Origin of the sequence: Pelagibius sp. (genome assembly GCF_965249265.1) — a bacterium.
Classification (GTDB): Bacteria; Pseudomonadota; Alphaproteobacteria; order Kiloniellales; family Kiloniellaceae; genus Pelagibius.
In genome coordinates, this window is record NZ_OZ252224.1 from 5,142,051 (window position 1) to 5,161,689 (window position 19,639).

Annotated in this window: 23 protein-coding genes; 12 read left to right on the plus strand and 11 right to left on the minus strand. The window is 66.7% G+C overall.

Translation table 11 applies throughout. The features are described 5' to 3' along the window. Positions 1-169: 169 nt before the first annotated feature. From rph to hemW, 3 genes are read left to right on the plus strand one after another with little or no spacing between them, the layout of a single operon-like run. Positions 170-889, plus strand: a complete 720-nt coding sequence (rph, locus tag ACP146_RS23880) for a ribonuclease PH (protein WP_422369261.1) — start codon at positions 170-172, stop codon at positions 887-889. Positions 890-909: 20 nt separating this feature from the next. Continuing rightward, on the plus strand, positions 910-1,512 hold the full coding sequence (gene rdgB, locus ACP146_RS23885) for an RdgB/HAM1 family non-canonical purine NTP pyrophosphatase (RefSeq protein WP_422369262.1): 603 nt from the start codon (positions 910-912) through the stop codon (positions 1,510-1,512). After that, on the plus strand, positions 1,509-2,708 hold the full coding sequence (gene hemW, locus ACP146_RS23890) for a radical SAM family heme chaperone HemW (protein WP_422369263.1): 1,200 nt from the start codon (positions 1,509-1,511) through the stop codon (positions 2,706-2,708). Before rdgB ends, hemW begins: the two co-directional genes overlap by 4 nt. A gap of 51 nt (positions 2,709-2,759) precedes the next feature. Here the strand turns inward: hemW and ACP146_RS23895 are convergent, their stop codons facing one another. Next, the gene (locus tag ACP146_RS23895; RefSeq protein WP_422369264.1) at positions 2,760-4,166 is read right to left on the minus strand and encodes a penicillin-binding protein activator; all 1,407 of its coding nucleotides are present in this window, start codon (positions 4,164-4,166) and stop codon (positions 2,760-2,762) included. 116 nt (positions 4,167-4,282) lie between these two features. Between ACP146_RS23895 and rsmI the strand changes: the two genes are divergently transcribed. The 5 genes from rsmI (at position 4,283) to gshB (ending at position 8,310) form a co-directional block, all read left to right on the plus strand. Continuing rightward, positions 4,283-5,188 carry a 16S rRNA (cytidine(1402)-2'-O)-methyltransferase gene (rsmI, locus tag ACP146_RS23900; protein ID WP_422369265.1) on the plus strand — a complete coding sequence of 302 codons (906 nt, stop codon included), beginning with the start codon at positions 4,283-4,285 and terminating at the stop codon, positions 5,186-5,188. After that, complete coding sequence (locus tag ACP146_RS23905; RefSeq protein ID WP_422369266.1) at positions 5,188-5,598, plus strand: YraN family protein; 411 nt, start codon at positions 5,188-5,190, stop codon at positions 5,596-5,598. Before rsmI ends, ACP146_RS23905 begins: the two co-directional genes overlap by 1 nt. A 64-nt stretch (positions 5,599-5,662) precedes the next feature. Further along, positions 5,663-6,301 carry a BON domain-containing protein gene (locus ACP146_RS23910; RefSeq protein ID WP_422369267.1) on the plus strand — a complete coding sequence of 213 codons (639 nt, stop codon included), beginning with the start codon at positions 5,663-5,665 and terminating at the stop codon, positions 6,299-6,301. A gap of 134 nt (positions 6,302-6,435) precedes the next feature. Next, a complete protein-coding gene (locus tag ACP146_RS23915) occupies positions 6,436-7,290 on the plus strand; it encodes a SirB1 family protein (protein WP_422369268.1) in 855 nt (284 codons plus the stop codon). 54 nt (positions 7,291-7,344) lie between these two features. Then, positions 7,345-8,310, plus strand: coding sequence for a glutathione synthase (gshB, locus tag ACP146_RS23920; protein WP_422369269.1), 966 nt, complete (start codon positions 7,345-7,347; stop codon positions 8,308-8,310). Positions 8,311-8,837: 527 nt separating this feature from the next. On the opposite strand, the gene ACP146_RS23925 is transcribed toward gshB, so the two are convergent. Beyond that, positions 8,838-9,332 carry a phasin family protein gene (locus ACP146_RS23925; protein WP_422369270.1) on the minus strand — a complete coding sequence of 165 codons (495 nt, stop codon included), beginning with the start codon at positions 9,330-9,332 and terminating at the stop codon, positions 8,838-8,840. A 488-nt stretch (positions 9,333-9,820) separates the two neighbouring features. Between ACP146_RS23925 and ACP146_RS23930 the strand changes: the two genes are divergently transcribed. The 3 genes from ACP146_RS23930 (at position 9,821) to ACP146_RS23940 (ending at position 12,391) form a co-directional block, all read left to right on the plus strand. Next, positions 9,821-11,341, plus strand: a complete 1,521-nt coding sequence (locus ACP146_RS23930; RefSeq protein WP_422369694.1) for a YifB family Mg chelatase-like AAA ATPase — start codon at positions 9,821-9,823, stop codon at positions 11,339-11,341. Positions 11,342-11,398: 57 nt separating this feature from the next. Further along, positions 11,399-11,806: a hypothetical protein gene (locus ACP146_RS23935; RefSeq protein WP_422369271.1), complete on the plus strand. Its 408-nt coding sequence runs from the start codon at positions 11,399-11,401 to the stop codon at positions 11,804-11,806. Positions 11,807-11,884: 78 nt separating this feature from the next. Further along, positions 11,885-12,391 carry a GNAT family N-acetyltransferase gene (locus ACP146_RS23940; RefSeq protein ID WP_422369272.1) on the plus strand — a complete coding sequence of 169 codons (507 nt, stop codon included), beginning with the start codon at positions 11,885-11,887 and terminating at the stop codon, positions 12,389-12,391. A gap of 154 nt (positions 12,392-12,545) precedes the next feature. Here the strand turns inward: ACP146_RS23940 and ACP146_RS23945 are convergent, their stop codons facing one another. The 9 genes from ACP146_RS23945 to hisB all read right to left on the minus strand — a co-directional run bounded on the left by ACP146_RS23945 (position 12,546) and on the right by hisB (position 18,844). Then, positions 12,546-13,376 (minus strand): alpha/beta fold hydrolase, encoded by an 831-nt coding sequence (locus ACP146_RS23945; protein ID WP_422369273.1) that lies wholly within the window; start codon positions 13,374-13,376, stop codon positions 12,546-12,548. Positions 13,377-13,468: 92 nt separating this feature from the next. Further along, the gene (locus tag ACP146_RS23950; RefSeq protein ID WP_422369274.1) at positions 13,469-14,182 is read right to left on the minus strand and encodes an ArsR/SmtB family transcription factor; all 714 of its coding nucleotides are present in this window, start codon (positions 14,180-14,182) and stop codon (positions 13,469-13,471) included. A gap of 293 nt (positions 14,183-14,475) precedes the next feature. Further along, complete coding sequence (locus ACP146_RS23955) at positions 14,476-14,844, minus strand: histidine triad nucleotide-binding protein (RefSeq protein ID WP_422369275.1); 369 nt, start codon at positions 14,842-14,844, stop codon at positions 14,476-14,478. 43 nt (positions 14,845-14,887) lie between these two features. Next, the gene (locus ACP146_RS23960; protein WP_422369276.1) at positions 14,888-15,226 is read right to left on the minus strand and encodes a phosphoribosyl-ATP diphosphatase; all 339 of its coding nucleotides are present in this window, start codon (positions 15,224-15,226) and stop codon (positions 14,888-14,890) included. A gap of 146 nt (positions 15,227-15,372) precedes the next feature. Continuing rightward, positions 15,373-16,152 carry an imidazole glycerol phosphate synthase subunit HisF gene (gene hisF, locus ACP146_RS23965; protein WP_422369277.1) on the minus strand — a complete coding sequence of 260 codons (780 nt, stop codon included), beginning with the start codon at positions 16,150-16,152 and terminating at the stop codon, positions 15,373-15,375. 14 nt (positions 16,153-16,166) lie between these two features. Next, positions 16,167-16,892 (minus strand): 1-(5-phosphoribosyl)-5-[(5-phosphoribosylamino)methylideneamino]imidazole-4-carboxamide isomerase, encoded by a 726-nt coding sequence (hisA, locus tag ACP146_RS23970; protein WP_422369278.1) that lies wholly within the window; start codon positions 16,890-16,892, stop codon positions 16,167-16,169. An 89-nt stretch (positions 16,893-16,981) separates the two neighbouring features. After that, positions 16,982-17,545 (minus strand): GNAT family N-acetyltransferase, encoded by a 564-nt coding sequence (locus ACP146_RS23975; RefSeq protein WP_422369279.1) that lies wholly within the window; start codon positions 17,543-17,545, stop codon positions 16,982-16,984. Next, positions 17,542-18,195 (minus strand): imidazole glycerol phosphate synthase subunit HisH, encoded by a 654-nt coding sequence (hisH, locus tag ACP146_RS23980; protein ID WP_422369280.1) that lies wholly within the window; start codon positions 18,193-18,195, stop codon positions 17,542-17,544. The genes ACP146_RS23975 and hisH overlap by 4 nt, the downstream gene beginning before the upstream one ends. Before the next feature lie 61 nt (positions 18,196-18,256). Further along, the gene (gene hisB / locus ACP146_RS23985; RefSeq protein ID WP_422369281.1) at positions 18,257-18,844 is read right to left on the minus strand and encodes an imidazoleglycerol-phosphate dehydratase HisB; all 588 of its coding nucleotides are present in this window, start codon (positions 18,842-18,844) and stop codon (positions 18,257-18,259) included. Between the two features lie 171 nt (positions 18,845-19,015). Between hisB and hslV the strand changes: the two genes are divergently transcribed. Then, the gene (gene hslV, locus ACP146_RS23990; RefSeq protein ID WP_422369282.1) at positions 19,016-19,630 is read left to right on the plus strand and encodes an ATP-dependent protease subunit HslV; all 615 of its coding nucleotides are present in this window, start codon (positions 19,016-19,018) and stop codon (positions 19,628-19,630) included. Positions 19,631-19,639: the final 9 nt, after the last annotated feature.

Here is a 19,639-nt window from a genome sequence, read left to right on the forward strand (position 1 = left end):
CGGCGGTCAACGCGCCGCAAGGCCCCCATAAAGCCCGCTTAAGGGGTGTATTCAGCCGGAAAGCGCCCTGGACCTGCGGCGAACCTTGGGCTAGCTTGCCGCCGCTGCGGCGTCGGCCAGCGAATCAGGACCCTGCGCCGCCGGAGACTCCCACCCAAAGAGGTTATTCATGCGCCCTTCCGGCCGTGCCCTTGACCAGTTGCGAGAAATCCGGCTGGAAACCAACGTGAGCAAGCATGCCGAAGGCTCCTGCCTGGCGCGTTTCGGTGATACCCATGTGCTCTGCACGGCCTCGGTGGAGGAAAACATTCCGCCCTGGCTCCGCAACTCGGGCCGCGGCTGGGTGACGGCGGAATACGGCATGCTGCCCCGCTCCACCAACACCCGCACCGACCGCGAGGCGGCACGCGGCAAGCAAAGCGGCCGCACCCAGGAGATTCAGCGCCTGATCGGCCGTTCGCTGCGCGCGGTGACCGACCTGAAGGGCTTCGGCGAGCGTCAGGTCCGCATCGACTGCGACGTCATCCAGGCCGACGGCGGCACCCGCACCGCCGCCATCACCGGCGGCTATGTGGCCCTGCACCTGGCCTTTCAGCATATGAAAGACATCGGCGCCATCGAGGCGCTGCCCTTCACCGACCAGGTGGCCGCGGTTTCCTGCGGCATCTATCAGGGCAACGAGGTACTGGACCTGGACTACGCCGAGGATTCCAATGCGGCGGCCGATGCCAACTTCGTGCTGACCAGGGCCGGCGGCGTGGTCGAGGTACAGGGCACCGCCGAGGACGTGCCCTTCCAGCGCAGCCAGTTCGAGCAACTGCTGAACCTGGCGGAAAAGGGCGTGGCCGAACTCTGCGCCGCCCAGGCCCAGGCGCTGGGTTTGGAGTGAACTAGGAGCAGGACCCGATCATGCGCAAGCTCAAGGCAGGCGAGAAACTGGTACTGGCGACCCACAATGCCGGCAAGTACCGCGAGAACGCGGACCTGCTGGCCCCCTACGGCCTGGAGGTGCTCTCGGCCGGCGATCTGGGCCTGCCGGAGCCGGAGGAGACCGGCACCACCTATACCGAAAACGCGGTTCTGAAGGCCCGGGCCGCCTGCGAGGCGACGGGCCTGGCCGCCATCGCCGACGATTCCGGCCTCGACGTGCCGGCGCTGGGCGGCCAGCCGGGCATCTACACCGCGCGCTGGGCCGGGCCGGAGCGCGACTTCATGCTGGCGATGGAAAGGGTCCAGCAAGAGCTGGGCGAAGCCACCGACCGCCGCGGCTTTTTCGTCTGCAATCTCTCGGTGGTCTGGCCCGACGGCGAAACCGTTTCTTTCGAAGGACGGCTGGAGGGCACCCTGGTCTGGCCGCCGCGCGGCGACCGCGGCTTCGGCTTCGATCCGATGTTCCAGCCCAAGGGTTTCGATGTCACCTTCGCCGAGATGGACCCGGAGAAGAAGCACGCCATGAGCCACCGGGCCCTGGCCTTCGCGCAGCTTTCAAAGGCCCTGCTGGACGCGGCATGACAGCCCCCGCTACAGCGGTGAAAGCTGACTCCGGCGGTGACCAAGACGCGCCGGGTTTCGGTCTCTACGTCCACTGGCCGTTCTGCAAATCCAAGTGCCCCTACTGCGACTTCAACAGCCATGTGCGCGAGAGCGTCGATCAGAGGCGATGGCGCCTTGCCCTGCTGAGCGACCTGCGTCACACCGCGCACCACAGCGCGGGCCAGCGCGTGACCTCGATCTTCTTCGGCGGCGGTACGCCCTCGCTGATGCCGCCGGAAACCGTCGCCGCGGTGATCGAGGAGATCGGCAGGCTCTGGCCCCTCGATCCCGGCCTTGAGATCACCCTGGAAGCCAACCCGACCTCTGCGGAGGCGGAAAGCTTTGCGGGTTTTGCAGCAGCAGGGGTGAACCGCCTCTCTCTCGGCGTGCAGGCCCTGGACGACCGGACCCTTGGCTTTCTCGGCCGCCAGCATTCCGCGGCGGAGGCTCTGGCGGCCCTGGAGCTGGCGCGGCGCAGCTTCCCGCGCATCTCCTTCGACCTGATCTATGCGCGCCCGGGCCAGAGCCTGGCGGCCTGGCAGGCGGAGCTGAGAGAAGCCCTGGCCCTGGGACCGGAACACATCGCGCTCTATCAGCTGACCATCGAAGAGGGGACGGCCTTTCAGGCCGCCTGGCGGCGCGGCGAAATCGCCCTGCCGCCGGAGGCAGAAGCGGCAAGACTCTACGAAGAAACCGCCCGGCAACTCACCGAAGCCGGGCTGCCAGGCTATGAGATTTCCAACCACGCGCGGCCCGGTGCGGCCTGCCGCCACAACCTGACCTACTGGCGCTACGGCGACTATGCCGGTATCGGCCCGGGCGCCCATGGGCGGCTGACCTGGGACGGGGTGAAACACGCGACCCGCCAGCACCGGGCGCCGGAGCCCTGGCTGGACCTGGTGGAAAAACAGGGCCATGGCTGGCGCAGCAGCACCGCCGTGACCGGCGCGGAGAGCCTGACCGAGATGGTGATGATGGGCCTGCGGCTGAACGAGGGGATCGCCCGCGAAGCCTTTCAGCGCATCCTGGCGGTGGCACCGGAAGAAGTGCTGGCTGCGGACCGCCTGGCGCGGCTTGCAGACGAAGGCCTGATCACCCTCGACAAGCGGGGCCTGCGGGCCAGCGACGCCGGGCGCCAGCGCCTCGACGCCCTGCTGGACTATCTGCTGAACTGATTGGCTGCTGAACTGATTGGCTGCTGAACTGATTGGCGGAACGCCGGCCTGCTAGTTCACTTCCTGGCCGAAGGCCTGGGGGGCCGGATCGACCTCGGCAAAGGCCTCGGGCTGCAGTTCCAAAACCGCGAGGCCGCGCTGCACCTGCCCGTCGGGCAGGAAGCGGAAGATGCCGTCGATGCCCGAGAAGCCCACCGGCTGGGTAATGGCATCGGGCGTATAGATCAGGAAAGCGCCCTCGGCCCGGGCGCGGCGCTCCAGCACCGCGGCCAGGGCGACCGCGTCGAAGCCCAGCGAGGCGACCCGCGGCGGGGTCTTGCCGTAAACCTGGCTGTAGCGGTTGGAGAAGCTGCGCCAGAGTGCGGGTGGCGGCGCCGGGAACCAGGCGCCGCGTAGGCTGGGCTCACGGCGCAGCGAAGGATCGTCCCAAAGGGCGGTGCCGAGAAAGCGCACTTCGTCGGGATCGACATCGTAATAGGCCATCAGCGGCGCGACCGAAAGCAGTTGCCGGCCGCTGGCCGGAATCAGGATGCCGTCGAAACTCGGCGGTCCCAGGGTTTCCTGTCCGCGCAGTCTCGCCAGGGCGCGCTGCGCCGCGACGTCGCTGCGCCCGCTCAGGCTGCGCCGCTGCGCTTTCAGCGCGGCGGCCCGCTGGTCGTAGTCGGCGAGGGAGCGCACCTCCGCCGAGATGTCCGGAGAACCCGGATCGAAGAACACCACCCGGCTCAGTTCGACGCCGTTGCGAAACACCGCTTCCTGCAGCGAGCGCACCACCGAATTGCCGTAGGGCGATTCCGGCGCCAGCACCGCAAAGCGGCGCAGGCCCTGGTTCACCGCATGATCGACGATGCGATCGACCTGGGTGCGCGGGGTCACACCCATGACAAAGGTCCGCGGATCGGCAATCTCGTTGTTGTTGGAGAAGGTGATGAGCGGCATGTCAAGTTCGGCGAGCAGCGGCTTCACCGCCTCCACCGAGGTGGAAAACAAGGGGCCGAGAATCAGCGACACCTCGGCGTCCAAGACCGACTGGGCTGCTGCGGCCGCCCCTTCCGGCGTTCCGCCGGTATCGCGCACCACCAGAGTGAAACGCTCGCCCGCCAGATCGAACAGTGCCAGTTGCGCGGCATTGAGGATCGACTGGCCGACCGCCGCCCGGCTGCCGCTGAGCGGCAACAGCAGGCCGACCTTCACCGGCGCCGCCAGCGCCGCCTCTGCTTCGTTCACCGCCTCGAGGCTCTGGTCCGGCGCGCCGCCGGTCTCGCCCGCCGTCCCGGGCACGCCGGGCAGACTGGGGACTTGCGCCCTGGGTTGCGCATCCTGTTGCGGGCTGGGTACGTTGTTGGCGGCGCAGGCCGAGAGTGCCAAGGCCAGCCCGACCGGAAGCAGCCGGCGCCACCCCCACGAGACAACCCCGGCCATGAACCCCTGGTGCAGCCTGAATGTCAGCAAAGTCAACGGATCACCCATCCTCGTCACGGAGCGCTGAGCCTAACCAGCAGGCCCGGCGAAGTAAACCGCACGAAGATGGCGATTCCGCGGCAGAGGCGGCACTGCCGGCCGGGCTCTATCTGGTGGCCACGCCGATCGGAAACCTGGGTGACATCACCCTGCGCGCCATCGACGTGCTGCGCCGGGTCGACCGCATCGCCTGCGAGGATACCCGCACCACCCGCAAGCTGCTGAACGCCCATGGCATCGACACGGCGACCAGCGCCTATCACGACCATAGCGGCGAGCGGGCGCGGGCGGCGCTGTTGCGGGAGATAAAGGCCGGCGCCGCCATCGCCCTGGTCTCCGATGCCGGAACGCCGTTGGTCTCCGACCCCGGCTTCAAGCTGGTGCGCGAAGCCCTGGCCGCAGACATCAGCGTCACCAGCCTGCCCGGCGCTTCGGCACCAACCACCGCCCTGCTGCTGTCCGGCCTGCCCAGCGACCGCTTCTTCTTCGGCGGTTTTCTGCCGCCCAAGACCGCCGCCCGGCGCAAGACCCTGCAGGCGCTCCGCAACCTCGACGCCAGCCTGCTGTTTTTCGAAACCGCGCCCCGGCTCGCCGCCAGCCTGTCGGACATGGCGGCGGTGCTGGGGCCGCGCCAGGCCGCCGTGGCCCGCGAACTCACCAAGCTGCACGAGGAACTGCGGCGCGACAGCCTGGAGGCCCTGGCCCGGCATTATGACTCGGCGGGACCGCCCAAGGGCGAGATCGTCATCGTCGTCGCCCCGGCGGACCCGGCGCAGGAGGGCGCCGAAGCCGTCGACCTGGATGCCCAGCTTGTCAGCGCGCTGGCCCAGGCAAGCCTGCGCGATGCGGCAGCCACCGTCGCCGCGGCCAGCGGCCTGCCCCGGCGGCAGGTCTATGCCCGGGCCCTAGAGATTTCCAAGAGGGGCGAGATCTCCAAGAAAGGCGAAATTTCCAAGGGCGCGCTGAAGACGGCTGGATCGGCCAAAGGATCAGACAAAGACGGTGAAGAGCCGGCGTGATGGCAAAGGAGCGGCAGGCGGCTTACCGCCGGGGGCGCCGGGCGGAGTGGATCGCCGGCTGCTGGCTGCGCCTGAAAGGCTACCGCCTGCTCGCCCGCAGCTACCGCTGTCCCGCGGGAGAGATAGACCTGATTGCAAGGCGGGGCCGGGTTCTTGTTTTCGTCGAGGTGAAGCAGCGCGACCGTCTTGCCACCGCGGCAGCCGCCATCTCGCAACGCCAACGGCAGCGGGTCATGCGCGCCGCAGAGGCCTTTCTGCAAAGTCATCCCCAGCTTGCCGCGCTCGACCTGCGCTTCGATGCCATCCTGTTGGGACGCGGCCTGTTCGGCCGTGGCCCCGGGCCGGCTCCCGGGCCCTGGCTGCGCCATGAAAAAGACGCCTGGCGAAGCGACACAGGATTGCCATATTAGGAAAGCATCGTCGCCCCGGTAATCAACGTCGCCCGAGTGAGGCGAATCGGACAGGGAATCCACAATGAACGATACCAGCGAGCGCGCGCCGCAGGGGCGCGTCCGGAGACTGATTGCGACGCCGGCCATGGTCATCCTTGCCGGCCTTTCGCTCGCCGGCTGCAGCTTCTGGGGTGCGGCGGCCGGCGGTGCTGCCGTGGGCGCCACGGCGGCGCAGACGGAAAAGGGCTTTCGCCGCAGCGTCGCCGATACCGAGATCCGCCTGGCCATCAATGACCTCTGGTTCCAGGCGGACGAGCAGATGTACCGCAAGGTGAACCTGCAGGTGCAGGAGCAGCGCGTGCTGTTGAGCGGCAACGTGCCGCAGCCCGATCAGCGGGTCGAAGCGGTCCGTCTGGCCTGGCAGGCCCCGGGGGTGCGCGAGGTGATCAACGAGATCGAGGTGAACGACACCTCCAGCCTCAGCAACGCGGCGCGGGATTCCTGGATCAGCACCCAGTTGGAGACGACGCTGCTGTTCGACAAGGAAGTCTCCTCGATCAACTACTCCGTCGAGACCGTCAATCAGTCGATCTTCCTCATGGGCGTTGCCCAGTCGCAGGAGGAATTGGACCGGGTCATCGGACACGCCAAAGACATTTCCTATGTGCGTCGCGTGGTAAGCTATGTGCTGTTGAAAGACGATCCGGCGCGCAGCTCCTAAAAGCAACGCGGGATCGAAGCGCCGAAGAGAGAGCCGAAGAAAGAGAATGACGATGCCTGCCCCTGTCCAGCTTCTGCGTCCGACCCCGGGGGCAGGGATCATCGCTTGGCCTTCATCATGAGTTGGTGGTCACTATGAGTTGGTCTGGCGCCAGCAACCGCAAGGATCTGGAAAGCCGCCTGCGCAGGGTCGGCGGACAGTCGGATGACGAGATCGACATTGCCCAGGCGGCGCTCCTTCTGGCCGCGCTCGACCGGCCCCAGGTCAGCCTCGAGCGTTACTACCACCACCTTTCGCTGCTGGAGCGCGACACCGCGGAACTGGCGGCGCGCCAGGGTGCCGAAAAGGACCTGGCGACCCGGATCGCCGTGCTCAACCAGGTACTGGTGCAGCGCTACAGCTATCAGGGTGACCGCGCCGACTACGACGACCTCAACAATGCCAACCTGATGCGGGTGATCGACCGGCGGCGCGGCCTGCCGGTGGCGCTCGGCATTCTCTATCTTCATGCCGCGCGGGCGCAGGGCTGGTCGATCTGCGGCCTGGGGTTTCCCGGCCACTTCATGCTGCGCCTCGACCTCGGCAGCGCGCGCGCGATTGTCGACCCCTTCAATGATGGCGCGGTGCACGACGCGGCGGCGCTGCGCGGCCTGGTGAAAACCATGGCCGGAAGCGAAGCCGAACTGCGCCCCGAACACACCGCAACGGTCGGCAACCGCGATATCCTGTTGCGCCTGCAGAACAACATCAAGCTGCGGCTGATCCAGCAGGAAAGGAGCGGCGAGGCCCTCGAGATCCTGGAGACCATGCTGATGTTCGCACCGCAGCGCGCAGCCTTGTGGAAGGAGGCGGGTATCCTGCATTCTCACCTCGACAACATGCGCGCCGCCATCATGGCCTTCGAACACTATCTGGAGCTGGCGGGGCCGGAGCCCGAGCGCCAAAGCATCGCCGCGCTGCTGCAACAACTGCGCAGCCAACTGAACTGAGAGTCCGCCGGCAGCAGGAAACGCAAGCGCGGCGCAGAAGGGGGAAACAGGATCATGAGCCTGGCGGTTGCCATACAGATGGACCCGGTGGAGACCATCGACATCGAAGGAGACAGCTCCTTCGTCCTCGGGCTGGAGGCGCAGCGCCGCGGCCACGGCCTCTATCACTATCTGCCGCAGGAACTGAGCCTGCGCGACGGGCGGGTCTACGCCCATATGCGCCCGCTGGCACTGCGCCGGGAGGCGGGCAATCACGCCGGCCAGGGGCAAGCAGAGAGCATCGACCTGGCGACCCTGGATGTCGTTCTGATGCGCCAGGACCCGCCCTTCGACATGGCCTATATCACCGCCACCCACCTTTTGGAGCACGTCCATCCGGAAACCCTGGTGGTGAACGATCCGATCCATGTCCGCAACGCGCCGGAAAAGCTTTTCGTCACCCACTTTCCGGAACTCATGCCGCCGACCCTGATCACCAGCGACCGGCGGGAGGTGGAGGCCTTTCGCGCCGAACACCGGGACATCATCGTGAAGCCGCTGTTCGGCAACGGCGGCGCCGGCGTTTTTCACATCGCCCCGGGCGACGAGAACCTCTCGGCCCTGCTGGAACTCTTCACCGATCTTTACCGCGAACCGATCATCGTCCAGCAGTACCTGCCGGACGTGCGCAGCGGCGACAAGCGCATCATCCTGATCGACGGCCGCCCGGCCGGGGCCACCAACCGGGTGCCGCCCCAGGGCGAGGCGCGATCCAACATGCATGTCGGCGGCCGGCCGGAGAAGTCCGAGCTCAGCAAGCGCGACCTGGAAATCTGCGAAGCCATCGGCCCGACCCTGCAGGAACGCGGCCTGATCTTCGTCGGCATCGACGTCATCGGCGGCTTCATGACCGAGATCAACGTGACCTCCCCCACCGGCCTGCAGGAGATCAACCGCTTCGACGACGTCTGCCTGGAAGCAGAGATCTGGGACGTCATCGAAAAACGCTACGGCAGCGGCCACCTGACGCCGAGCGTTTAGGGCGAGTAGTCCGGGTCTTATTAGGCGACAAGCAGCCTCCTCACCCTCCCCTACGCATCCGTCCGTCATACTCGGGCTTGTCCCGCGTATCCATGGCGGGGCCAAATCCGGGATTTTCCACAAAGGTCCCGGTCGGCGGTGAGATGGACCCTCGGACCAAGTCCGAGGGTGACGGTTGGCGCAGGATGCCGTTGCAGCAGGAAGAAGGGCAACGAGTGAAACCGGCGGCACGAGCCCCCTCACCCTCCCGCTGATGCGGGCCCCTCCCTCTCCCACAAGGGGAGAGGGAAAGACTCGGAAACGGCACCTCGTTCCCCCTCTCCCTCGATGGGAGAGGGTCGGGGTGAGGGTGATCCTCGCCAACGAAAGCTCTTCGACCGGATCATACCAAACAGCGGACAGAACCCCTTACCCTCCCGCGAGGAGTGACGGTCCTGCTGCGCCAAGCCGTTGTCGTCGCAAAAAAACGGCCGGCAAAGGCCGGCCGAGGCACTGCCCGGACATCTTCCGGGCCGTGATCACCAGATCTACTTCTTGTCGGCCCCGTTGCCGTTGTTGCCGTTCATGTCGTGGAGGGCGGACTTGGTGCGCTTTTCCACCGGGGCCCAGCAGTCGCGGGTGATGCGCGCCATCATGGCCATCAGCTTGCTGGTTTCCTCGATGTACTGCTCCGCGGCATAGCGCGCGATGGTGCACTGCTTCTCGAAAATCTCCTCCGGGTCCTTGGCCTTGATCAGCTCTTCTGAGGTCTCGAGGTTCTTGCGCACCCTCTCGCCGGCAAAGTTCATCACCTCCTGGCTGACCTCGGCCATGCCGGAAAACATCGCCTCGCTGGCGGACATCACGGCGGAGATGTTCTCGCCGTTGGAGCCGAGCATGGCCTCGTAGGACGGCGGGGTCGGGACGGCGCCCTGAAGGCCGCCGCCGGAACCCCCGGGAGTGGACGAGGGGGAGGCGGAAGGGGATGAGGCGGAAGTAGGGGGTTTGCTGCTGCTTGTTGTCTTTTTACTGGCCGTTGCCATGGCTTGGTTTCTCCTGCAAGACGCTTTGGTTTTGGGGGGAACCGGGTGTTACCGGCAAAGCAAATCGTCTCCTTGGCATTTCCCGAGCCTGCAACCTGGTCGCGTAGACCCACAATGACACGCCTGCCGACGTCCTCGTCCGGACGAAACGCGTCTACGCGCCTGGATCGCGGGCGGCGGGAACCCCAGCGACCGGAGCTTCACGTTGATCAGCATAGGCTAACAGATCTTAACCATAATTGATGTGGGACAGTTTCCCTCGCAAATACACGAAACAAGAGAAAGTCCCCGGGCCAACGGACAGCGATCCTAAGGTCAGTCGCGAACTTCTTGGCAGCCCCGGGCTTCCACCCTAGATTGATCCTCCTTGATCATCCGTTGCGCTGACGGGACCGCCGAGGCGCCTCCGCCACAGCCCAGTCCGGTCCGGTGTACCCCAGGTCCGCCATACCAAGGGGGCCGTGCAGCCCAAAGAAGGGATCGGCCGCATGGTCGCGCGCATCACCACCGTCGCCTTTTCCGGGGTCGAGGTTCTCGACATCGACGTGCAGGTGCAGATGGGCAGCGGCCTGCCCGCCTTTTCCCTGGTGGGCCTGCCCGACAAGGCGGTGGCGGAAAGCCGCGAGCGGGTGCGCGCGGCCTTGACCGCCCTGGGGCTCGCCCTGCCGCCCAAGCGCATCACCGTAAACCTAGCCCCGGCTGACCTGTTGAAAGAGGGCAGCCACTTCGATCTGCCCATCGCTCTGGGTCTCTTGACCGCCATGGGGGTGCTGCCGGCGGAGGAAATGGCCGGCTATACGGCCCTCGGCGAGCTGGCGCTGGATGCCCGCATCACCCCGGTCGCCGGCGTGCTGCCGGCGGCGATCCACAGCCTGGCGGCGGAGCGCGGCCTGATCTGCCCGGCCGATCAGGGCGGTGAGGCGGCCTGGGCCGAGGGGCTCGATATCCTGGCCCCGGCAACCCTGCTCACCCTGGTAAACCACTTCAAGGGCAGCCAAGTGCTGAGCCCGCCGAAGCCGGCCTTGGCCGAGAGCGGGGAAAGCCCCCTCGACCTCGCCGACATCAAGGGCCAGGAGAGCGCCAAGCGGGCCCTGGAGATCGCCGCCGCCGGCGGCCACAACCTGCTGATGGCCGGGCCGCCGGGGGCCGGCAAGTCGATGCTGGCGGCGCGCCTGCCGGGCATCCTGCCGCCGCTGGCCCCGGCGGAGGCGCTGGAAGTCAGCATGATTCATTCCGTCGCCGGAACGCTCGGCCAGGCCGGGCTGTTGCGGGAGCGGCCTTACCGCGACCCGCACCACTCCGCCTCCCTGCCGGCGCTGGCAGGCGGCGGGCTGCGGGCCAGGCCCGGCGAGATCTCCCTCGCCCATCTCGGCGTGCTGTTCCTCGACGAGCTGCCGGAGTTTCAGCGCGGTGCGCTGGAGGCGCTGCGCCAGCCGCTGGAGACCGGCCGGGTCTCGGTCGCCCGCGCCAATGCCCATGTCACCTATCCGGCGCGGGTTCAACTGGTCGCCGCCATGAACCCCTGCCGCTGCGGCTATCTCGACGATCCGGCCCGGGCTTGCGCCCGGGCGCCGCGCTGCGCCGCCGACTACCAGGCCAAGATCTCCGGCCCGCTGTTCGACCGCATCGACCTTCATGTCGACGTGCCGGCGGTGAGCGCCGCCGATCTCTCCCTGCCGCCACCGGCCGAAAACTCCGCCGCCGTCGCCGCCCGGGTCGCCCAGGCCCGCGCCCGCCAGACCGCGCGCTATGCCGAGGTCCCGGCGGAGAACCGCCCGCGCAGCAATGCCGAGGCGGACGGTCAGTTGCTGGAAGAGGTGGCCGCGCCGGATCAAGAGGGCCGCAAGCTGCTGACCCAGGCCGCCGAGGCCATGAAACTCTCGGCCCGCGGCTATCACCGGGTGCTCAGGGTCGCCCGCACCCTCGCAGACCTGGAAGGCGCCGAAGCCGTCCGCCGCCCGCAGATCGCCGAAGCCCTCACCTACCGCCGCAGCCTGCCGGGGCGTTAACGATTCCAAAAACTCAATGATCATAATTGGTTAACACTCTTCAGCCTAAAATAACCTATGGCTGAAATCACGACACACTATGCGAGAGACGCGGAGCTTACCCTCTTTGTGGTGGACGGCTGCGTGCTGGCCGACGAATTGATCGCGGTCATCGAAGCCCACTACGGCAGCAATCCCACCAGCATCACGATCTGGGATCTCTGGGAAGCCGACCTCTCGGAACTGGACATGCCGGCGCTGATCCGGGTTTCCGACTGCGCCCAGCGCTACGCCGGGGAACGCCCGAACCCGAAAACGATCTTCGTCGTCAAGCGGGCGCAGGAAAAACCGCTGGTGAAACTCTACAAGAAGATCGCCGAATTTCGCGGCTCCCCGGTCGCCTACGACCTGCAACCCACCCTCGCCGACGCCTACGAGTCTCTGGGCATGGCCGATCCCTTCGCCGAGCAGCGCGCCCGCGCCTGACCCCAAAATTTACCTGATCGCGACATTTGCCTGATCCCGGGATTTGCCTGGGGCGGCGAAGCGCGCTATGCGATGGGCATGAGCACCCCTGATACCGAACTGCCCGCCGCCATCTCCATCGATCTGGCCGACCTCGATGCGGTTTTCGAACTGCGCAGGGCCGTGCTGCGGCCCTGGCTGACGCCGGAGGACGCCCGGGCATCCTACGCCGGCGTCGAAGCACACTTTCATGTCGCCGCAAAGGCCGGGGGCCGGGTGGTCGGCACCGCCGGTTTCGTCACCGAAATGCATCCGGATTATGACGGCAAAACCTTCCGGGAGAAGCAGTGGCGCCTGCGCGGCATGGCGACGGAGCCGGCCTTTCAGGGCCGCGGTCTCGGCGGCCGGGTGCTGCGCTTCGGCATTGAGGAACTGGCGCGCCGGCTCACCACCCGTGGCGAAGCCCGCGCCGTGCTCTGGTGCAACGGACGCACGCCGGCACAGAGCTTTTACGAGCGCCACGGCTTTCAGGCGATCGGCGACATCTTCGAAACACCGGGCACGGGTCCACACTACGTCTTCTGGCGAAATGTGGATGCGGTTTAGGCAAGCAAGAGATCACTCCCCCTCACCCTCCCGCTACGCGGGCCCCTCCCTCTCCCACGAGGGGAGAGGGAACGATAGTCGCAGCCCTGGTTTTTGATTCCCCCTCTCCCCTTGCGGGAGAGGGTCGGGGTGAGGGGGACTTTGGTTTGTGTTTCTAAAGCCCTTCGAGGAACGCGCGCAGCTGGGTGTTGAAGACCTCCGGCTGTTCCATGTTGGGCAGATGCGCGGTGCCGGGGATGACGCTGCCCAGCGCCTGGGGCATGGCCTGGACCAGATGGACGCAGCGCTGCTGCACGTGGGGGAAGTCGGCATCGCCCCAGATCACCTGGGACGGCGGCGTAAGATCGGCAAGCCGCGCGTAAGCGACCGGGAAGGCGGCGGGATTGGTTTCCGGCCCCGGGTCGGGCGCATGCAGCGCCCGGTCGTTCATCACCAGGAAAAGGTCGCGCAGGGGCCCGCTGACGCGGCCTTCCTCGCTGGCCGGTCCGTCGAGCCAGAGCCAGGCCTCCAGAAGGTTGATGCGGTCGAGGTCCTCCTCTTCCTCCGCCTCCTCCAACAACTCCAGCACCGCCTCCACCGCCGGCGGAAAGTCCTCCGTTCGCGGGGCGCCGGTCACCGCGGGGGCGACGAGGAAAAGGCCGGCGACGCGGCCGGGATGAGTGAGGGTGAAGTCGATGGCGATGCGGCCGCCCTGGGAGCAGCCGACCAGCACCGCCGAGGCGATGCCGAGCTGGTCGAGCACTGCCAGCAGGTCGTCGACGTGGGAAAAGGTTTCGGCCTCGTAGCGCGTCTCGCCAAAGCCGCGGCGGTCATAGGCGACGGCGCGGTGGCGGCCACTGAAGGCAGGCAGCTGCGCCTGCCACATCCGCCGGTCGGCAACACCGGCATGAAGAAAGACCAGCGCCGGGCCCACCGCGTTTTCGGCGCCCGCCTCGGCACCGGCAAGCTTTGCCCTGCCGCTGGTGACGGTGAATTCGAGGGTCATGGATTACGGATCATCGGGGGCATGCCCCTGGGGTTCGGGTTGCAGGGGAGGTTCAGGTTGCAGGGTCCGCGGGCGAGACCCGGCCCGGTTCTTCAGTCATCCGGTTCCAGTGCCGCCATGATGCCGGGGAATACCCCGGGCAAGGCGGCCTCGCCTTTGGCTGTGATGATGACCTTGCGCGATTTGCGGTCCCGCTTCAACCACTTCGCAGCCAGCAGGCGATCGGCCAGGGCCGCGCCGAGCGATCCGCCGAGGTGCGGGCGACGCTCGCTCCAGTCCAGGCAGCAGCGCGCGAAATGGCGGCGCTGGCTCTCCGCCGCCTCTACGTCGACACCAAGGTCGGCCATGAAACCGCGGCCTTTGGGGCCGAGCCGGAAGTCGCTCTCGACCCGCCGGATGTAGCGGCGCTTCAGCAGCGAGTCGGTGAGCGCGACACCGAGCCGCCCGGCCAGATGGTCGTAGCAGAAACGCGCCCGGCGCAGCTCGCCGACACGCCGGGCATGGGCGCGGCGCCGCTCCGGCACCCGCTGGTTGGGGGTCAGATGGGTCAACGGCTCCAACGCCTCGGCGACCGTCGGATTGGCGAGACGGTAGTAGCGGTGACGCCCCTGGTTTTCCACCGCCAGCAAACCGGCCTCCGTCAGCTTGGCCAGATGGCTGCTCGCCGTCTGCGGCGTCACCCCGGCGACAAAGGCCAGTTCGGTTGCGGTCTGGGCGCGCCCGTCCATCAGGGCGGCCATCATGTTGGCCCGCGCCGGGACCCCGATCAGGGCGCCGACAAGAGCAAAGGAAGGTTCTACAGACATATTTCGATGCTAGGCGATTTGTGGAAACCGGACAAGACGGCGACATCCCGCTTTCGGCCAAAACGCCTCGGTGGTGATCGAAGTATGGATGTAGGGGATCATTGAGAGAAGCAAACCAAAGCCCCCCTCACCCTCCCGCTACGCGGGTCCCTCCCTCTCCCACAAGGGGAGAGGGTTTTCTACCTTCCGCTTTTGTTTCTCCCTCTCCCCTTGTGGGAGAGGGTCGGGGTGAGGGGGCTTCTTTGTTTACAAAATCAGTCGCGGGATGATGCCGCTTTAAGACAGCATAGCCATCAACCCTGCGGCGGGCGGATCATGCGGCCGAGGGGCTGGCCGCCGAAGAGGTGGAGGTGGAAGTGCGGCACTTCCTGGTGGCCATGGGCGCCGGTGTTGGCGAGAACGCGGTAACCGTCGCCTTCGATGCCGAGATCCCTGGCGATCTTGCCGGCGGCGCGGAAGAAGCCGGTGATCTCGGCCTCGGAGGCCTGTGCGGAGAAATCGGCGAAGGAGACATAGGCGCCCTTGGGAATGACCAGGACGTGAACTTTGGTCTGCGGCTGGATGTCCCGAAAGGCGAGAACGTGATCGTCTTCGTAGACCTTGTCACAGGGAATCTCACCGCGCAGGATTTTCGCAAAGATGTTGGTCTCGTCGTAGGCCATGTCTTCCCCCTGGACTGTATCTTCCTTTTGCCTGCGGATGGTTTCAGCCGTGCGCCCGCGACGCCTTTTCGACGATGCCGGAGATGCCCTTGCGGCCCTCCAGCGCTGCCCAGACGTGCTTGGGCTTCACACCGCTGGCAGCCCAAAGCACCAGCAGGTGATAGAGAAGATCGGCCGACTCGTCGATGACGCCTTCGCGGCGCTCGCGCACGGCTTCGATCACGGTCTCCGTCGCCTCTTCGCCGACCTTCTGGGCGATCTTGTCGATGCCACGGTCGAACAGCTTGGCGGTGTGGGAGCTTTCCGGGTCTTCGCCGCGGCGGTCTTCAATCACCTTATAGAGTTGTTCAAGCACGCAGCCATTGGGAACGTCCTGCTTCATGAGATCAATGCCTTGCTACACGAAATATCATGGTTGGAGGCGTAACAGGTATTCGGGGACCTGTCACGCGGTCTGCCGGTGGATATCAGGTGGAAACAACGTGGATAACAGCCGCACCGCGGCCCGGCCGGCACCCACGAAAGGGATTAGGAAACCGGTCTTACGGGCACGCCGGCAGCCGCCATTGCCGCTTTGGCTTCGGCAATGGAATAGGTGCCGAAGTGAAAGATGGAGGCGGCCAGCACCGCCGAGGCATGGCCTTCCAGCACCCCGGCGGCGAGGTGGTCCAGGCTGCCGACCCCGCCGGAGGCGATGACCGGCACCGGCACCGCATCGGCGATGGCGCGGGTGAGGGACAGGTTGTAACCCTGCTTGGTGCCGTCGCGGTCCATCGACGTCAGCAGAATCTCGCCGGCGCCGAGTTCGCAGAGCCTGACCGACCAGTCGACGGCATCGAGCCCGGTGGCCTTGCGGCCGCCGTGGGTGAAAATCTCGAAGCGCGCATCGCCGTCAGGATCTCCAGCAACAGACTTGGCATCCACCGCGACCACGATGCACTGGCTGCCGAACTTTTCCGCCGCCTGGCGCACGAAGTCCGGGTTCTCGACCGCCGCCGTGTTGATCGACACCTTGTCGGCGCCGGCGAGCAAGAGCTGGCGGATATCCTCCAAGGTCCTGACGCCGCCGCCGACGGTGAGCGGCATGAAGCATTCCTCGGCGGTGCGGCGCACGACATCCAGCAGGATGCCGCGCTTCTCATGGCTGGCGGTGATGTCGAGGAAGCAGAGCTCGTCGGCCCCGGCGGCATCGTAGACCTTGGCCTGTTCCACCGGGTCGCCGGCGTCGCGCAGGTCGACGAAGTTCACGCCCTTGACGACGCGCCCGTCCTTTACATCCAGGCAGGGTATGATGCGCGTTGTCAGCATCGCATGTCTTCCCTTCAGGCCGCCAGCAGGGCCAGGGCGGAGGCGGGATCGATGCGCCCGTCATAAAGCGCCCGGCCGGAGATCACGCCCTCGATGCCGCTGTCGGCAATGGCATGAAAGGCGGCGATGTCATCCAGCGAAGCCACCCCGCCGGAAGCGATCACCGGCGTCGCCACCGCTTCGGCCAGGGCCCGGGTCGCGGCCACGTTGGCGCCCTGAAGCGCACCGTCGCGGTCGATATCAGTATAGACGATGGCCGCCGCACCGGCGTCTTCGAAGCGTTGGGCAAGTTCGGTCGCGGTGATCTCGCTGACCTCGGCCCAGCCCTCGACCGCGACGCGCCCGCCGCGGGCGTCGATGCCGAGCACCACCTGTCCGGGGAACCGCCGGCAGGCGTCACGCACCAGATCGGGGTTCTTCACCGCCACGGTGCCCAGGATCACCCGCCGCACGCCGAGGTCGAGCCAGCGTTCGATGGTCGCCAGGTCGCGGATGCCGCCGCCGAGTTGGACCGGCAGATCGACCGCCGCCAGGATCGCCTCGACCGCCGCGGCGTTCACCGGCCGCCCCTCGAAAGCACCGTTGAGGTCGACCAGATGCAGCCATTCGAAGCCCTGCCCGGCAAAGGCGCGGGCCTGGTCGGCGGGACTTTCGTTGAACACCGTCGCCGAGTCCATCTCGCCGCGCAGCAGGCGCACGGCCTTGCCGTCCTTCAGGTCGATGGCGGGAAACAGGATCATGGAGTCTCACCTTATAAGAAGGGGCCCTTTAAGAAGCGGCCTTTTAAGAAGCGGCGCCGGCCGGTACCGAAACGCGAAGCGTAAACACGTCAGTCGCCCTGCGGCAGGGCGCCGTTGCCGATCAGGTCCTTGAAGTAATAGAAGCCCGTCACCCAGCGGCCGTCCACCCAGGCGTAATGCGGATGGGTGCCCCAGCGCACGTAGCCCGACTGTTCCACCACCTCGATGGCGCGGGCCTGGGTTTCGCGGATGTCGAGATTGAGAACCCTGAGGCCATTCTGCCGGGCGGCCTCTTCGACCTGGCTCACCAGCCCGGCGGCGAGACCGTGGCCGCGCGCCCAGGGGGCGACGAAAAAGGTGGTGAGCTGGCCGGTCAGGCTCTGCGCCTCGTTGTTGCGCGGCGGACGCACGAGCTGGGCCGACCCGGCGATGGTGTTGTCCAGGCGGCCGACGAAGAGTTCACGCTCCGGCACCAGAAGCACGCCCTGCCAGTAGGTTTCCATGGTCTGGCGCGGCGGCGGGCTCAGCCAGCCGAAGCCGCCGCCGTCGCGGATCGCCGCCTCGGCGGCGTCGCAGAGATCGTGCAGATCGGGCCCGTGAAAACCGGTCAGCCGGTCCATGGAAATCGTTACCTTGCCGTCGCTGACCGTCATGGACACCACCTCAAGAAATTTCCCAGAAACCGCAGACCCGCCGCCTGGCTTTTCTCCGGATGAAACTGGGTTCCAATAAGATTGTCGCGCCCAACGATCGCCGTCACCCGCTCGCCGTAGTCGACGCTGGCGAGCAGGTGCGCCGGGTCGGCCGGACGCAGATGAAAACTATGGACGAAATAGACATAGGAAGGCTGCGGCAACTCCGCCAGCACAGGATGGTCAACCGCCTCCATCCGCAACAGGTTCCAGCCCATGTGAGGCACCTTAAGCGCGCCGGATCCGCTGTCGGCGCCGGGCTCCAGCGCCACCACATCGCCGGGAATCCAGCCGAACCCGGCGTGGCTGCCGTGTTCCAGGCCGCGGCTGGCCATCAGCTGCATACCCACGCAGATGCCGAGAAAGGGCCGCTGGCGGGTCTCGACGAAGTCGATCAGCGCCTCGACCATGCCCGGCAGGGCGTGAAGCCCGGCCCGGCAGTCGCCGAAGGCCCCGACGCCGGGCAGCACCACCCGGTCGGCATCCCGCACCACGGCGGGATCGTCGGTCACACGCACCGGACCGCCGCCGGCCTCTTTGGCGGCGCGTTCCAGGGACTTGGCGGCCGAGCGCAGGTTGCCCGAACCATAGTCGATGATCGCGACGGTCATTGTGCTCCCCAAGTACGCCGGGCCCTGATGCGGCCAGGCGGCAATCCGTTACGGCGGCCGGTTAGAGGCTGCCCTTGGTCGAGGGAACGGCGTCGGCCTTGCGCGGGTCGATCTGGATCGCCTCGCGCAGGGCCCGCGCCAGGGCCTTGAAGCAGGACTCGACGATATGGTGGTTGTTGGTGCCGTAGAGGTTCTCGACGTGCAGGGTGAGCCCCGCGTTCTGGGCAAAGGCCTGGAACCATTCCTTGAACAGCTCAGTGTCCATGGTGCCCAGCTTGTCGCGGTCGAAGTCCACCTTCCAGATGAGATAGGGCCGGTTGGAGGCGTCGAGCGCCACCCGGCTGAGGGTCTCGTCCATGGGAATTAATGCCGATCCGTAGCGCCAGATGCCCTTGCGCTCCCCCAAAGCCTGGGAAACCGCCTGTCCCAGCACGATGCCGCTGTCCTCGGTCGTATGGTGGCCGTCGATATGCAGGTCGCCCTCGGCCGTGAGGGTGATGTCGATGAGGCTGTGGCGCGACAGCTGTTCCAGCATATGGTCCAGGAAGCCGATCCCGGTGGAGACCTCATAGACCCCGTTGCCATCCAGGTTCACCGTGGCGCTGATCCTGGTTTCCGCTGTGCTTCGCTCGACTGTTGCCCGGCGCATATCGTTTCACCCCGCTGCCGCAGGGCCCCTTGGTGTTCATTTCCGGAACGAAGGCGCCCTTGTATCAGGAAGGTTCGGGTTATGCCAGAACCCTTGATTCGCCGCCGCCGGGTGAAGAGAGCGCCGAAATCCGGCTTGACCCGGAGAGCGCTTTCGCCCATTTGACAGTCCATGCCCGACAATCAACCCACAGCAAATCAATCCCCGATCTGGCACGGGACCACGATCCTGTCCGTCCGCAAGGGCGACAAGGTGGTGGTCGCCGGCGACGGCCAGGTCAGCTTCGGCAACACGGTGATGAAATCCAATGCCCGCAAGGTGCGCCGCCTGGGCAAAGATGACGTGATCGCCGGCTTCGCCGGGGCGACGGCCGATGCCTTCACCCTCTTCGAGCGTCTGGAAGCCAAGCTGGAGACCTATCCCGGCCAGATCACCCGGGCCTGCGTCGAACTCGCCAAGGACTGGCGCACCGACCGCTACCTGCGCCGCCTGGAGGCGATGATGGCGGTGGCCGATGCCAGCACCTCCCTGGTGCTGACCGGCACCGGCGACGTGCTGGAGCCCGAGGACGGCCTGATCGGCATCGGCTCCGGCGGCTCCTTCGCCCTCTCCGCCGCCCGCGCGCTCTACGACATCGACGGCCTGGAGGCCGAGGCCATCGCCAGCAAGGCCATGGGCATCGCCGCCGACATCTGCATCTACACCAACGACAACATCATTATCGAAAGCCTGCCCAACCGCGCACCCAAGAGCCCGGGCAAAAGCCCAAGCAAAAGCGCCGAGTGAGCGCAGGAA

Coding starts and splice junctions, on each gene's coding strand:
- ACP146_RS23945 (WP_422369273.1), bottom strand. CDS start 13,376: ATGACCCTCGAATTCACCGTCACCAGCGGCAGGGCAAAGCTTGCCGGT.
- ACP146_RS23935 (WP_422369271.1), top strand. CDS start 11,399: ATGGCTGAAATCACGACACACTATGCGAGAGACGCGGAGCTTACCCTC.
- ACP146_RS23905 (WP_422369266.1), top strand. CDS start 5,188: ATGGCAAAGGAGCGGCAGGCGGCTTACCGCCGGGGGCGCCGGGCGGAG.
- ACP146_RS23940 (WP_422369272.1), top strand. CDS start 11,885: ATGAGCACCCCTGATACCGAACTGCCCGCCGCCATCTCCATCGATCTG.
- ACP146_RS23955 (WP_422369275.1), bottom strand. CDS start 14,844: ATGGCCTACGACGAGACCAACATCTTTGCGAAAATCCTGCGCGGTGAG.
- ACP146_RS23950 (WP_422369274.1), bottom strand. CDS start 14,182: ATGTCTGTAGAACCTTCCTTTGCTCTTGTCGGCGCCCTGATCGGGGTC.
- ACP146_RS23975 (WP_422369279.1), bottom strand. CDS start 17,545: ATGACGGTCAGCGACGGCAAGGTAACGATTTCCATGGACCGGCTGACC.
- hisB (WP_422369281.1), bottom strand. CDS start 18,844: ATGCGCCGGGCAACAGTCGAGCGAAGCACAGCGGAAACCAGGATCAGC.
- hemW (WP_422369263.1), top strand. CDS start 1,509: ATGACAGCCCCCGCTACAGCGGTGAAAGCTGACTCCGGCGGTGACCAA.
- ACP146_RS23915 (WP_422369268.1), top strand. CDS start 6,436: ATGAGTTGGTCTGGCGCCAGCAACCGCAAGGATCTGGAAAGCCGCCTG.
- ACP146_RS23925 (WP_422369270.1), bottom strand. CDS start 9,332: ATGGCAACGGCCAGTAAAAAGACAACAAGCAGCAGCAAACCCCCTACT.
- ACP146_RS23930 (WP_422369694.1), top strand. CDS start 9,821: ATGGTCGCGCGCATCACCACCGTCGCCTTTTCCGGGGTCGAGGTTCTC.
- hslV (WP_422369282.1), top strand. CDS start 19,016: ATGCCCGACAATCAACCCACAGCAAATCAATCCCCGATCTGGCACGGG.
- gshB (WP_422369269.1), top strand. CDS start 7,345: ATGAGCCTGGCGGTTGCCATACAGATGGACCCGGTGGAGACCATCGAC.
- rph (WP_422369261.1), top strand. CDS start 170: ATGCGCCCTTCCGGCCGTGCCCTTGACCAGTTGCGAGAAATCCGGCTG.
- ACP146_RS23960 (WP_422369276.1), bottom strand. CDS start 15,226: ATGAAGCAGGACGTTCCCAATGGCTGCGTGCTTGAACAACTCTATAAG.
- ACP146_RS23910 (WP_422369267.1), top strand. CDS start 5,663: ATGAACGATACCAGCGAGCGCGCGCCGCAGGGGCGCGTCCGGAGACTG.
- hisF (WP_422369277.1), bottom strand. CDS start 16,152: ATGCTGACAACGCGCATCATACCCTGCCTGGATGTAAAGGACGGGCGC.
- rdgB (WP_422369262.1), top strand. CDS start 910: ATGCGCAAGCTCAAGGCAGGCGAGAAACTGGTACTGGCGACCCACAAT.
- hisA (WP_422369278.1), bottom strand. CDS start 16,892: ATGATCCTGTTTCCCGCCATCGACCTGAAGGACGGCAAGGCCGTGCGC.
- hisH (WP_422369280.1), bottom strand. CDS start 18,195: ATGACCGTCGCGATCATCGACTATGGTTCGGGCAACCTGCGCTCGGCC.